The 12,288-nt window shown below is 57.4% G+C and carries 8 protein-coding genes; 5 read left to right on the top strand and 3 right to left on the bottom strand.

Annotation, left to right across the window (positions count from 1 at the left end; all coding sequences use genetic code 11):
* Window positions 1-148 precede the first annotated feature (148 nt).
* From hutH to F3J37_RS09475, 3 genes are all read left to right on the top strand, one after another.
* The gene (gene hutH / locus F3J37_RS09485; RefSeq protein ID WP_166933149.1) at window positions 149-1,702 is read left to right on the top strand and encodes a histidine ammonia-lyase; all 1,554 of its coding nucleotides are present in this window, start codon (window positions 149-151) and stop codon (window positions 1,700-1,702) included.
* Window positions 1,703-1,712: 10 nt separating this feature from the next.
* Window positions 1,713-3,398 (top strand): urocanate hydratase, encoded by a 1,686-nt coding sequence (hutU, locus tag F3J37_RS09480; protein WP_166933147.1) that lies wholly within the window; start codon window positions 1,713-1,715, stop codon window positions 3,396-3,398.
* Window positions 3,399-3,722: 324 nt separating this feature from the next.
* The gene (locus tag F3J37_RS09475; RefSeq protein WP_166933145.1) at window positions 3,723-4,880 is read left to right on the top strand and encodes a M20 aminoacylase family protein; all 1,158 of its coding nucleotides are present in this window, start codon (window positions 3,723-3,725) and stop codon (window positions 4,878-4,880) included.
* Window positions 4,881-5,154: 274 nt separating this feature from the next.
* Here F3J37_RS09475 and ybiB read toward each other — a convergent pair whose 3' ends face one another.
* From ybiB to F3J37_RS09460, 3 genes are all read right to left on the bottom strand, one after another.
* Complete coding sequence (gene ybiB / locus F3J37_RS09470) at window positions 5,155-6,123, bottom strand: DNA-binding protein YbiB (RefSeq protein ID WP_166933143.1); 969 nt, start codon at window positions 6,121-6,123, stop codon at window positions 5,155-5,157.
* 72 nt (window positions 6,124-6,195) lie between these two features.
* On the bottom strand, window positions 6,196-8,373 hold the full coding sequence (gene dinG / locus F3J37_RS09465) for an ATP-dependent DNA helicase DinG (RefSeq protein WP_166933141.1): 2,178 nt from the start codon (window positions 8,371-8,373) through the stop codon (window positions 6,196-6,198).
* Window positions 8,374-8,427: 54 nt separating this feature from the next.
* Window positions 8,428-9,324: a LysR family transcriptional regulator gene (locus tag F3J37_RS09460; RefSeq protein ID WP_058962201.1), complete on the bottom strand. Its 897-nt coding sequence runs from the start codon at window positions 9,322-9,324 to the stop codon at window positions 8,428-8,430.
* Between the two features lie 124 nt (window positions 9,325-9,448).
* Here F3J37_RS09460 and speB point away from each other — a divergent pair, with 124 nt between their 5' ends.
* Window positions 9,449-10,408, top strand: a complete 960-nt coding sequence (speB, locus tag F3J37_RS09455) for an agmatinase (RefSeq protein ID WP_166933139.1) — start codon at window positions 9,449-9,451, stop codon at window positions 10,406-10,408.
* Window positions 10,405-11,490, top strand: a complete 1,086-nt coding sequence (locus tag F3J37_RS09450) for an iron-containing alcohol dehydrogenase family protein (RefSeq protein ID WP_166933137.1) — start codon at window positions 10,405-10,407, stop codon at window positions 11,488-11,490. The genes speB and F3J37_RS09450 overlap by 4 nt, the downstream gene beginning before the upstream one ends.
* The last annotated feature ends 798 nt before the right edge of the window (window positions 11,491-12,288 follow it).

Genomic DNA, 12,288 nt, shown 5'->3' with positions numbered 1-12,288 from the left:
ATCAATCTGGCACAGCCCTTGCTACTTGTATAGACAAGATTAGACACTTATGCTTCACTCAGCTCATTCAATGGTGCTACCCCATGCCACATCGTAAACCCAGGGCTTGCAGGTAGTACCCGATCACTTGTATAGACAGGAGTAGACTATGTCAGGTTCGGTTCAGGAAATTCGCCTCGTTCCCGGTGAAGTGGACCTCGCGACCTTGCGGGCGATTTATCAAAGCAAGGTGACGCTCACGTTAGCGGATGACGCTCGTGCGGCCATCGATCGCGCGAATGAAACCGTCGATGCCATCGTGGCATCAGGCAAAGTGGTGTACGGCATCAATACCGGCTTCGGCAAACTGGCCCAGACACAGATTCCTGCTGAGCGTCTGGCAGAGTTGCAGCGTAATCTGGTGCTGTCGCACAGCGTGGGATTGGGCAATTTACTGCCCGATAACGTCACGCGCTTAGTGGTCGCCACCAAAATCATCAGCCTGGCACGCGGTCACTCCGGCGTACGTATCCAGTTAATCGAAGCCCTGCTGGCGTTGTTTAATGCTGGTGTGATGCCGTGTATCCCGGAAAAAGGTTCGGTTGGCGCATCCGGCGATTTAGCACCGCTGGCCCATCTGTCACTGATGTTGCTGGGCGAAGGCCAGGTACGCGTTGACGGAGGACTGATTCCTGCCACCGAAGGGCTGGCACGCGTCGGCCTGCAGCCGATTGTGCTGGGACCGAAAGAAGGTCTGGCACTGCTGAATGGCACCCAGGTTTCCAACGCCCTGGCACTGCGTGGCCTGTTTGAAGCTGAGAACCTGTTCGCCGCAGGTCTGATGGCCGGCGCACTGTCACTGGAAGCGATCAAAGGCTCGGTAAAACCTTTCGATGCACGTATTCATCAGGCGCGCGGTCAGCACGGGCAAATCGCGGTGGCCGCTGCCGTTTCTTCCTTACTGGAAGGCAGTGAAATCCTCAGCTCACATACCAATTGTGGTCGCGTGCAGGATCCCTACTCGATTCGCTGCGTTCCGCAGGTGATGGGCGCGTGTTTAGACAACCTCAGCCATGCGGCGCGTGTATTGCAAATCGAAGCCAACGCGGCCTCTGATAACCCGCTGGTGTTCAGTGAAAGCGGTGATGTGATTTCGGGCGGTAACTTCCACGCCGAACCTGTGGCGTTTGCCGCCGATATCATCGCATTGGCGATTGCCGAAATTGGCGCGATTTCCGAGCGCCGTATGGCCCTGTTGCTGGATACCGGTCTCTCAGGCCTGCCGCCATTCCTGGTGCGCGATGGTGGTGTGAACTCTGGCTTTATGATTGCTCAGGTCACCGCTGCCGCACTGGCTTCTGAAAACAAATCGCTGGCGCATCCGGGTAGCGTGGATAGCCTGCCGACCTCTGCGAACCAGGAAGATCACGTGTCGATGGCCACCTACGCCGCGCGTCGCCTCGGTGATATGTGCTTTAACACCGCTGCCGTGGTCGGCATTGAAGCCATGGCTGCGGCGCAAGGCATCGACTTCCATCGTCCACTGCAAAGCTCGACTGCGCTGGAACAAGAGATGAGTCGCATCCGCGAGAACGTTGCCTTCCTTGATCAAGACCGTTTAATGGCGCCGGATATCGAATCCATGCGTCTGTGGGCCAGCAGTCACGCCTGGCCTGAATCTTTGACTGCGCTGCTGCCAAGCCAGCGTTCACCTTCCCTTTAAGGAATTGATGATGAGCGAAACTTTATCTCAGGCTGTTGCCCGTGAAATCCGTGCGCCGCGCGGTAACGAACTGCATTGTGCGAACTGGTTGATTGAAGCGGCTTACCGCATGATCCAGAACAACCTCGATCCTGATGTGGCCGAGCGCCCGGAAGATCTGGTGGTATACGGCGGTATCGGTAAAGCCGCGCGTAACTGGGAGTGCTTTGAGCAGATTCTGCGTTCACTGCGTGCGTTGCAGCCTGAAGAAACCCTGCTGATCCAGTCGGGTAAACCGGTGGGCGTGTTCCGTACTCATGCCGATGCACCTCGCGTGCTGCTGGCTAACTCTAACCTGGTGCCACACTGGGCTAACTGGGATCATTTCCACGAACTGGATAAAGCCGGCCTGATGATGTACGGCCAGATGACCGCCGGTTCCTGGATCTACATCGGTGCACAGGGCATCGTGCAGGGCACCTTTGAGACCTTCGCCGAAGCCGGTCGCCAGCATTATGACAGCGATCTGAGCGGCCGCTGGATCCTGACAGCGGGCTTAGGTGGCATGGGCGGCGCACAACCGCTGGCGGGCGTACTGGCCGGTGCCAGCGTGCTGGCGATTGAATGCCAGGAATCCCGCATCGATTTCCGTCTACGCACCCGTTACGTTGACCATAAAGCTTATACCTTAGACGAAGCGCTGGATCTGATTGAGAAAGCCACCAAAGCGAAGCAGGCAATTTCCGTTGGCCTGCTGGGCAACGCCGCGGAAATCGTGCCGGAGCTGGTGAAGCGCGCCAAAGCGGGTGGCATGAAGCCGGATATCGTCACCGATCAGACTTCTGCACACGATCCAATCAATGGCTATCTGCCAGTGGGTTGGGATCTGGATCGCTGGCAGGCCGAGCGCGTCAGCAATCCTAAAGCGGTCGAAAAAGCCGCTCGCGCGTCAATGGCGGTGCATGTGCAGGCGATGCTCGACTTCCATCATATGGGCGTGCCGACCGTGGATTACGGTAACAACATCCGTCAGGTAGCGTTGGATGAAGGGGTGAAAAACGCCTTTGATTTCCCAGGCTTCGTACCCGCCTATATTCGCCCGCTGTTCTGCGAAGGCAAAGGTCCGTTCCGCTGGGTGGCGCTGTCAGGCGATCCAGAGGATATCTACAAAACCGATGCCAAGCTGAAGGAGCTGTTCCCGGAGCACAAGAACCTGCACCGCTGGCTCGACATGGCGCAGGAACGTATTGCCTTCCAGGGACTGCCAGCGCGCATCTGCTGGCTGGGACTGGGCGAGCGCCATAAAGCCGCACTGGCATTCAACGAAATGGTGCGCAACGGTGAACTGAAAGCGCCTATCGTCATCGGCCGCGATCATCTCGACTGTGGTTCCGTCGCCTCACCAAACCGTGAAACTGAAGCGATGAAAGACGGTTCGGATGCCGTCTCCGACTGGCCGCTGCTGAATGCCCTGCTAAACACCGCAGGCGGCGCGACCTGGGTTAGCCTGCATCACGGCGGCGGCGTTGGCATGGGCTTCTCGCAGCACTCCGGCGTGGTGATTGTCTGTGACGGCACCGCCGAAGCCGACGCACGCCTTGGCCGTGTGCTGTGGAATGACCCGGCAACCGGCGTGATGCGTCACGCGGATGCGGGCTATGAACTGGCGCAGAACTGCGCGAAAGAACATGGCTTGAACCTGCCGATGCAGAAGTAATTTGTCGTGATAACTGAAGTCGCCCTTAACCGGGCGACCTTAGTTCAGCCGCCAAATTTCCTCGTTACTCTCTACTCTCAACCCGCAACCCTCAAATCCTTAAATCCTTAAATCCTTAAATCCTTAAATCCTTAAATCCTTAAATCCTTAAATGCAACATGCTGCATGCTGCATGCTGCCGGGTATATTCCATTCCGCTATACCCTATAGCCAAATTATTCCTTTCCACGATAGACGCCGCCCTGCGCTTACCACTACAGTGGAGACATCACGTTACGTGTCAGAGAAATCGCAGCAACTGCTGCTGATGGAGAGCCTTACTTTATGAGCCTGCCTGCCGTCCTGCTGGAAAACGCCCTGAACTGGCGTCGCCAGTTACACCAACATCCTGAACTCGGTTACCAGGAGCAACAAACCAGTGAACTGGTTGCGAACGTGCTCGCTGAAGCAGGGTTACAGGTGTTCCGTGGCCTGGCAGGCACTGGCGTGATTGGCACACTGGAAAACGGCCCAGGCCCGGTGATTGGTTTACGCGCCGATATGGATGCATTGCCGATTACCGAAAAAGGCGCGCCGGAGTGGAAATCTACCCGCTCAGGCGTGATGCACGCCTGCGGTCACGACGGACACACGGCCATTCTGCTCGCGGCGGCCTGCCAACTGGCCGCGACGCGCAACTTCAAAGGCACGGTGCACTTCCTGTTTCAGCCCGCGGAAGAGAATCTTGGCGGTGCGCGGAAAATGGTGGAAGAAGGTTTGTTTACCCGTTTCCCAATGGATGCGGTCTACGCCATGCACAACTGGCCGGGTTTGCCGGTGGGTTCGCTGGCGGTGAATCCAGGTGCGATGATGGCCTCGCTCGATTCCTTTGAAATCACCCTGAACGGCAAAAGCTGTCATGCGGCGATGCCGGAGAGCGGTGCCGACCCGATGGTGGTGGCAGCAGAGCTGATCATGGCGCTGCAAACCATCCCGTCACGCCGTTTGTCACCGCTGGCGTCAGCGGTGGTAAGCGTGACGCAGATCCACGGCGGTGAAGCGATCAATGTGATTCCCGAACAGATTGTGCTGCGTGGTACGGTGCGATGTTTGCAGACTGACGTACGTGACCGCGTGCGCAGTCTGATTGAGGATTTTGTCACTACCCTGCCGCGCCCGTTTGGCGTCAGCGGCGAGATTCACTGGTATCCGGGTTATCCCGTCACCGCCAACCATGCCGCCCCAGCGGAACAGGTGCGCGAGGTTGCCCAGCGCGTGTTAGGCGAATCGCAGGTGCACTGGCAGGTGAATCCCTCCATGGCATCGGAAGATTTCGCCTGTATGCTGGAATCCTGTCCGGGTGCTTATTTCTGGCTCGGTGCCGATGGCGCATCCCCCTCCGCCCCATTGCACAACGCGCATTATGATTTCAATGATGATCTGATACCGATTGGTATCCGCTTCTGGCAGCAACTGGTGGAGAACGTGCTGGTCAAAGCCTGACTGGCAGGATTCGCGGAACCCAGGAATATCAATCGAGGTGACATGTTGGTTAAAGCCTGACTGGCGGATTTCCAAAACCAGCAATCTCAAGCGGCATTGTATCAGGCAGCAATAGATTCAACGGCGCGACTCAAGCTGAGGGGAATCGGTTACGTGCCCGCTATGCACCCACCCCCGCAAAACCCCTCGATGCACGATTGCACGATTGATTTTATATCCTCTCTCGACTGTGCGTTTGACCCGCAACCCAAGGCTGCGGGTATTGATTTACCCGTCAGATCCCAGCTTGCTGCAATCGCGTTTCCGCCTCATCCAGCGTCGCTGACTCCCCGGTGGCCACTAAGCAGCACGCCAGCTGTAAACGCAGCGCCTGCGGCACGGCACGTTCGCCGGCCAGCACCTGTTTGATCCAGTCTGCAGTGTCTTGCGCATTTTTACTTTCTGGCAGTTCCACGCTGATTTCTGGCTGGCGCTCAACCCACACTTCCGCCTCTGCGCCCGCACCGCCAATGTAGTTAATCGCCGGACAGCGTTGTGGGTTGGCATACACTTCACCTTCGGTGCCATTCAGCAGGATGGCGGGTGCATCAATATCCTGGAAGAACTTGCCGACGCGCGGCACATATTCCGGATGGGAAACACTCGCCAGGCGCAACGCGGCGCGTTCGGCAAAAGGCGTGGCCAGCTTCGCCAGCGTATGCGCGCTGTTGCGCACGCCCATACGCCAGCGCAGCGACAGCTGTTTTGCCATCGGTGCACACAGGTGATCGATGGTGATAAACGCCAGTTCGCCACTGTCCAGCTTCGCTTGAGCCTGCTGCGCTGTGGTGACCGGCGCAATATCCAGCGCCGCCAGTACCGCTTCGGTGGTAATGCGCGTCGGGTCGTCACTCACACCGTGCAGCAATACCGGAAACCCGAGTTTGCTTAACAGTAAGGCCAGCAGCGGCGTGAGATTGCCCTGACGACGTGCGCCGTTGTAGCTGGGAATCACAATCGGCATCGGACGATTGGCGGGAGGCTGCAACTGCATCATCTGTTGCTGCATAGCGTGGTAAAAACCGCGCATCTCCTCTTCGCCCTCGCCCTTGATACGCAGGGCGATCAGCACACCGCCGAGCTCCAGTTCGGGCACTTCATCCGCCAGCATGGCGCTGTACAGTGCAACGGCGGTGTCGAAATCGATATCGCGCGCGTGGTTCTTACCGCGCCCAATCTCTTTGATAATTTTATTCAGTTCCATCAGGGCATTCCCGCTTCCAGGGCGCGCCGATAACCGGCTGCCAAAAGGTCATTGAGGTGCGCCTGGGCACACCTAAGATTTCTTACTTTTACGCTTCGCTGATTTTACTGGGGCTTTAACCACTGCTTTGACCGCTGGTTTGATGCTGGCTTCGGGCACCATCGGTTGCTCAATCGGAAACACCGGTAAGGCGGCCAGCAGCCGACTGCCATAAGCTTTGTTAAGCAGACGCCGATCGTATATCACGATCTCCCCGAAGCAGTGATGGCTACGAATCAGACGGCCGACCTGCTGAATCAACGTAAACGAAGCGCTCGGTAGACTCTGCACTTCGAACGGGTAGCGTTTCAGGCTCTTCAGCCACTCCCCTTCGGTCAAAATTACCGGACTGTCTACCGGGGGAAAAGCGATTTTATGGATGTGCACCTGCGTCAGCAGATCGCCCTTTAAATCCAGGCCTTCAGCAAAAGACTGCAGTCCAACCAGAATACTGGTTTGCCCCGCTTCGACTCGCTGGCGATGCAGCTCCACTAAGCGCGAACGAGGTTGATCGCCCTGCACCAACATTGATAAGCGTAATGCGCTGACATGGCTGACAAACTGCTGCATCGCGCGCCCGCTGGCAAACAGCACCAGCACGCCTTTGTGCTTCTCTTCTGCCATTTGTTGCAGGAAAAAGCCTGCCATCTCGGCAATGTGCTCCGCTTCATTAGCCATCAGCGGTTCATAGCGCATTTGCGGGATCACCAGCTTGCCCTGATCGACATGATTAAATGGCGAATCCAGCGCCACAAAGCGATCGCCCGCTTTCTCGTTTAGCCCTGACATCTCTTGCAGCCGATTGAAGCTGTTCAGTGAACGCAAGGTCGCCGAGGTCACCACCACATGCGGAATCTTGCGCCACAGCAGTTTCTCCAGCTGATCGCTGACGCGAATCCCGGCGCAGTGGAATAGCAGATGCGCCTGGCCGTCCCGAATTTCACGGGTAATCCATTTCGATACCGGCGCATTAGAGGCTTTCTCCATGGCCGCCAGTCGCCACAGTTTGCTGATCGATTCGAACCAACCAAACTGGCGGTTAAGCTGAATGATTGCCCGATGCAGACGCATGATGTCGGCTTTGCCGGTTTGCTCACCCAACTCATTGAGTAACCCTTCGCTCAACCCGCGCAATGCATCGCTCAGTTTGAACAGCCGTGCGCACATCGTCATCAGCTCTTCCGGCAACTCACCCAGCACAAAACGAAACTCACCCGGCTGATTGTGCGCGGGTAACAGCGGATTGAGCGCGTCGCACAGGATTTGCAGCAGTTCACGCATCTCATCGCAATGGCCTTTTAACCGCTCAGGGTTGGTCAGCGGTGGCGGCGATTTCGGGCGGAACTGTGCCATGATGGTTTCCACCAGCCGCACAAACAGATCGAGCTGCAAACTGCTCCAGCCGGGAGTGATTTCCGCACTCATCTCCAGCGCGTCACGCGCCACTTCCGGCAGATGATGACCTTCGTCCAGCACCAGCATCAGATGTTTAGGCGGCGGTAATACGGATTCATTCTCCATCGCCGCCATCACCAGCGCATGGTTCGCCACCACCACATCGGCCTGCTCAATTTCACGACGCGCGACAAAGAACGGGCATTCACGATACCAGCGGCAGTGATGCCCCAGGCAGTTGGCTTTATCGGTGGAAAGGCGCTGCCACAGGCTGTCATCAATTGAGACATCGGAGTGATCGCGCAGGCCGTCCCATTTGTAGCTGCTGAGTTGCTTTTCCAGTTTGGCACAGAACTTCTGCTCTTCTTTCGAGCCGGTCACCGCTTCTTCATCGAGATACAGCAGCAAATCGCCTTGCTGATCTTCCGTCGCCGCCAGTGCCGCGAGATTGCGCGGACAGACATAGCGGCCACGGCCGAATGCGGCAGTGAAGGTGAGATCGGGGATGATTTTTTTCAGCAGCGGCAGGTCTTTGCTGAAGATTTGATCCTGCAGCGCGACGTTGGCGGTGCTGATCACTAACCGTTTCTCCTCGGCGCGGCTTACCGCGATGCCGGGGATCAAATAAGACAAGGTTTTGCCCACGCCGGTGGGGGCCTCAATCGCCAGATGGCGGCCTTCATCACCGGCCAGGCTTTTCGCCACTTCAGCGATCATCTGACGCTGTGGCGCACGGGGGATAAAGTCAGGAACCTGCTGCTGCAGCGCCTTATACCATTGCGCAATCTGGCTTTTTATCGCTGCTGTCAGGGCCATGTTGATTACTGTTTGCTGAATTGGCCTGTATTTTTACACAGTATCGGCGCAGCGTCAGCTTTCACTGCTATTTTTTCGCGCTGGATTCAGAATTTCACGCATCGCGCGGATCAGCGTTTCGCGCGCGCGTCCACGGCGGAAGGCAAACGAAAACGGTGCGCGGAAGTGAAAATGCTGTGGCAACAAGCGGCACAACGTGCCCTGCTGCTCCCCGCTTTGTGCGTAATGCTCCGGCAAATAGCCGATATATCTCCCGGAGAGGATCAGCGTCAACTGCGCCTCTATACTCTCCACTGAGGCGTTAGTCTGGCGGAAGCCGCGCTTGTTTAACTCCTGCTGATTCCAGTAACGCCGCGTCACCATGCCGGTTTGCTGCACGGTGCGCATATCCGGATCGCCCTGCGCCAGTGGATGGTGCGGACTGCAATACAACCAGTGTTGCTCCTCATAAAGCGGAATGGTGACCAGATTGCTGGCACGTAGTGGAAAGTGCCCGATTGCCAAATCAAGGCGGTCTTCCAGTAACTGCTGCTGCAGTTCATTGGGATCGCGCACGCTGAGATTGAAAAACACGGCTGGAAAGCGCTGGTTAAAGCGCGCAATTGCTGCCGGCAGATCCAGCGTACTGTCAGTCACTGTCGCATCCACTACGCCCAACGAAAAGGTGCCACCTTGCGCGCTTTTCAGCGTCTCGACCTGCTCCTGCCAACCCGCCAGCGTGGCCAGCATTTCCTGGCTGTAGCGATGAAACTGCTCGCCTTTGGTAGTGAGGGTAAAGCCGCCACGTCCGCGCTGGCACAGAATAAACCCCAGCTGCGTTTCCAGCTCACTCATGTAAGCGCTGATGGCGGGCGTGGTCATATTCAGCGCCTGCTGTGCACGCGAGTAGCCCTGATTTTCCACCACGCTGGCAAACACCTGCAGCAGTTTGAGATTAGGTAGTGTCTGCACCGCATTTCCTTCAGTGATTGCTGACTAAAGTTAACCAATCTATGAAGTGATTATTTGCTGTCAAGGATTTTTCCCGCGCCTCCCTCAGGCCATGATAAGACTCACTTAGCCGAAGGAGTTCGTGATGACCGATTTTCCTCAGCCGCAGGGTGGCAACGAGATGCCCCGTTTCGCCGGCCGTGGCACCATGATGCGTTTGCCCTCTGTCGAATCCCCTGCCGATCTTGATGTGGCGTTTGTAGGCATTCCGCTGGATATCGGAACATCGCAACGCAGCGGTACGCGCTATGGGCCACGCGCCATTCGCGCCGATTCAGTGATGATTCGCCCGTATAACATGGCAACCGGCGCAGCCCCTTTTGATTCGTTGCGCGTTGGCGATCTCGGCGATGTGCCGATCAATACCTACAGTCTGCTGAAGTCGGTCGACATCATCGAAAACTATTATACCGAGCTGAATAATTGGCCGATTATCCCGTTAACGCTCGGTGGCGATCACACGCTGACGCTGCCGATTTTGCGCGCGCTGGCGAAGAAGCACGGGCCGATGGGCCTGATCCACATTGACGCGCATACCGATACCAACGATGAGATGTTTGGCGAGAAGATTGCCCACGGCACCACGTTCCGCCGCGCGGTGGAAGAAGGCCTGCTTGACTGCCAGCGCGTGGTGCAGATTGGTCAGCGTGCTCAAGGCTACGCCGCCGATGATTTCCAGTGGGGCGTCGATCAGGGCTTCCATCTGGTGCCTGCCGAACAGTGCTGGTATCGCTCCATGGCCCCATTAATGGCTGAGGTGCGTGCACGCATCGGCGACGGTCCGGTGTATCTCAGCTATGACATCGACAGTTTCGATCCTGCATGGGCACCCGGCACCGGTACACCGGAAGTGGGTGGTTTGACCTCGATGCAGGGGCTGGAGATTGTGCGCGGCTGTCGCGGACTCAATCTGGTCGGTGGCGATCTGGTCGAGGTGTCACCGCCGTACGATATCAGCGGCATGACCTCCCAGCTGGCGGCCAATATCCTTTATGAGATGCTGTGCGTATTGCCCGGCGTCCGTTACACAGAGAAGAAAGCATGACACAACAGAATTTGGTGTTTCCGGCGCGCGTGCTGCGCGGTGCGGGTGTGATCAATCAACTGGGCGAGATTTGTGCGGGGCTGGGCAAACGCGCCCTGCTGATCGGCGGCCATCAGGCATTGCAATCGGTGGAAGCGCAGGTGCGCGCTCAACTGCTGGCAGCCAACGTGACGCTGCTGGCGCAGGAGTGGTTTGGTGGTGAGACTTCAATCAATCAGATTAACCGTCTGGCGGCGATCGCTACCGAACTGCAAGCTGACGTGATTATCGGTGTCGGCGGCGGTAAATCGCTGGATACCGTAAAAGCCGTGGGAGCGCAGTTGGGCTTGCCGTTTATCACCATCCCGACCATTGCCGCTACCTGTTCGGCAGTGACGCCATTGACCATTCGCTACGACGATAACGGCAATTTCTTCGATATTTTCCCGCTGCCACAGGCACCCGCAGCAGTGATCATCGACAGTGAGTTGCTGGCTAAAGCCCCTGCTCGCTGGCTGGCTGCTGGTCTGGGCGACACCCTGGCGAAATGGTATGAGTTCCGCGCGGTGAGCGTCCGCCATCCGGCGCGCGAAGGCAATGCATTGTCATCGCTGGCACATAGCCAGATTTGCTATGACGTGATCGCGGAACACGGCCCGGCAGCTTATGCAGCAGTGCTGCGCGGTGAGAGCAGTGCCTCTTTGGATCAGGTGCTGGATGCCATCTTTACCTGGGCGGGATTGACCTCGCTGATGAGCAACGGCGCCCACGCAGCGGCTTCACATGCGATTTATGAAGGTTTTACCTTCTGCGATAAGACGCGTGAGTTTGGTCATGGCCTGTTGGTGGGCTTCGGTAATCTGTGCCTGCTGGCGCTGGAAGATCGCAGCGATGAAGAGGTGCTGGATGAGATGCGTCTGGCGCGTGACTGCGGTGTGCCATTGACGCTGCGTGAGATTGCCGAGTTGGATGATGCCGAGCTGGCGTTGGTTGTGCGTGAATCCGTGCACGCACCGGATATGGAGAATATGTCGGTCGAAGTGACCGAAGCCCGCCTGCTGGCGGCGATGCAGCGGATTGAAGGGTTGGCTGATCGGGTTTAAATCTGAGCTAAGTACTTGAGCAGGATGAGACGAGTACTTATGCGGAGTGAGAACGAAAAGTATAGGTGTGTTTAGTTTGGGGGCTGAGTCCTGTGCTGGGTGCGGGCCGTAACACCTCTGCTGCTGCCGGGCAGTCCTCGCGCCGCTGACGCGGTGCCCTCGGCTTCCACGTCGTGCCTACGGAACGTTCGGGGATCGACCATCCCTGGTCGGCCCCGAACTGATCCACGCATCCCTGCGTGGATCTCCTGGCCCAACGTAAAAGCCTCAGCGCTGCGGATAGCCCTTGCAGCATCAGCGGTGCTACGGCCTCTAATATTGTGCCCCTTTTAACAGCATTCACTTCAGCTCATCAGCAGACTGTAACATTTGGGTCATCCCTGTGTGGATCTCTCATCCCAACGTAGAAGCCTCAGCGCTGCGGATAGCCCTTGCAGCATCAGAGGTGCTACGGCCTCAAATATTGTGCCCCTTCCAACAGCAATCACTTAAGCTGATCAGCTGGATGTAAGATCTGGATCAACATGCCCGCTATGGACTAAACCAGGCTGCCGTTAACAGCAAGCACAATGGTTAATGAGCAGGCTGGGGGTGCTTTGGCGCAGGCAATCCGCAGCGCCGAACTGAGTGAGTCTGCCAGGATAGCCCGCAGGACGCGGGCGGAAGGCGGGGCGGCACATGGATGTGCCATCCCCCGCCGTTCCGTCAGGCAGACGAACGAAGTGAGGGTACCGCGTCAGCGGCGCGAGGACGCCAGCGCCAAAGCGCCCCCAGCCTGCGTCACCGCCTATTAGTAAC

The organism is Candidatus Pantoea communis, assembly GCF_011752685.1.
Lineage (GTDB): Bacteria > Pseudomonadota > Gammaproteobacteria > Enterobacterales > Enterobacteriaceae > Pantoea > Pantoea communis.
Note: the sequence above shows the minus strand (reverse complement) of the source record. Positions and strands in the feature narration are given on the sequence as shown.

Excerpts from the sequence above, each read along its gene's own strand:
- hutH (WP_166933149.1), top strand. The coding sequence starts at position 149 with ATGTCAGGTTCGGTTCAGGAAATTCGCCTCGTTCCCGGTGAAGTGGAC.
- hutU (WP_166933147.1), top strand. The coding sequence starts at position 1,713 with ATGAGCGAAACTTTATCTCAGGCTGTTGCCCGTGAAATCCGTGCGCCG.
- F3J37_RS09475 (WP_166933145.1), top strand. The coding sequence starts at position 3,723 with ATGAGCCTGCCTGCCGTCCTGCTGGAAAACGCCCTGAACTGGCGTCGC.
- ybiB (WP_166933143.1), bottom strand. The coding sequence starts at position 6,123 with ATGGAACTGAATAAAATTATCAAAGAGATTGGGCGCGGTAAGAACCAC.
- dinG (WP_166933141.1), bottom strand. The coding sequence starts at position 8,373 with ATGGCCCTGACAGCAGCGATAAAAAGCCAGATTGCGCAATGGTATAAG.
- speB (WP_166933139.1), top strand. The coding sequence starts at position 9,449 with ATGACCGATTTTCCTCAGCCGCAGGGTGGCAACGAGATGCCCCGTTTC.
- F3J37_RS09450 (WP_166933137.1), top strand. The coding sequence starts at position 10,405 with ATGACACAACAGAATTTGGTGTTTCCGGCGCGCGTGCTGCGCGGTGCG.